The sequence below is a fragment of the Streptomyces sp. RP5T genome, from assembly GCF_003933965.1.
Taxonomy (GTDB): domain Bacteria; phylum Actinomycetota; class Actinomycetes; order Streptomycetales; family Streptomycetaceae; genus Streptomyces.
Genome location: NZ_RSAJ01001210.1, coordinates 1 through 736, shown reverse-complemented (window position 1 = coordinate 736; position 736 = coordinate 1). Strand labels below are relative to the sequence as shown.

The window sequence follows — 736 nt, the reverse complement described above, 5'->3', positions numbered from 1 at the left end:
GTACGGACCCGGCAGTAATATGTCGGTCCCGCACCTGGAACCCACAAGCGTGCGGTGCCGTAACAGGAGGCACCATGCGACCGCGACCGCCCATCGAGGGACGTGGCATATTCACCGGCACCGGTGTCATCATCGCCGGGCTGACGGCGACCCTCGTGGCCCTGCTCATCCCGCTCTGGTCGTACGCCGACCGCTCCGGTACCGGACTGAGCGTGCTCAGGGCCGGAACCGTGACGACACCGTACGGGCCGCTGTCCGCCCTGGACCGGGACTTCGTCACGAAGGTGCGGCTGGCGGGGCTGTGGGAGCTGCCCGCGGGCCAGCAGGCCCAGCGCAAGGGGACGACGCAGGCCGTGCGGACGGCGGGGCAGCACCTCGTGGAGGGGCACACCTTCCTCGACGCACGCGTGCGTGACGTGGCGGCGAAGCTCGGACTCGCCCTGCCCAACGAGCCCAACGACCAGCAGAAGCAGTGGCTCGCCACCCTCGACCGGGCCCAGGGCGTCGACTTCGACCGGCAGTTCGCCAACATCACGCGCCTCGCGCACGGCAGGGTGTTCTCGGTCGTCGCCGAGGTCCGCGCGAGCACCCAGAACTCCCTGGTCCGCGCCCTGGCCGACGACGCCAACAGCACCGTGCTGGACCACATCAGGATTCTGGAGGCCACGGGATACGTCGACTTCGGCGCCCTGGCCGAGGACCTGGCCGCGGGCAGCACCCCGCCGATCACCAACTC

General features: G+C 70.4%; 1 protein-coding gene. It reads left to right on the top strand.

The genetic code is table 11. From position 1 onward, the window contains the following. Window positions 1–74: 74 nt before the first annotated feature. On the top strand, window positions 75–736 hold a 662-nt coding region (locus EHS43_RS45450), incomplete at its 3' end, for a DUF4142 domain-containing protein (protein ID WP_148104379.1).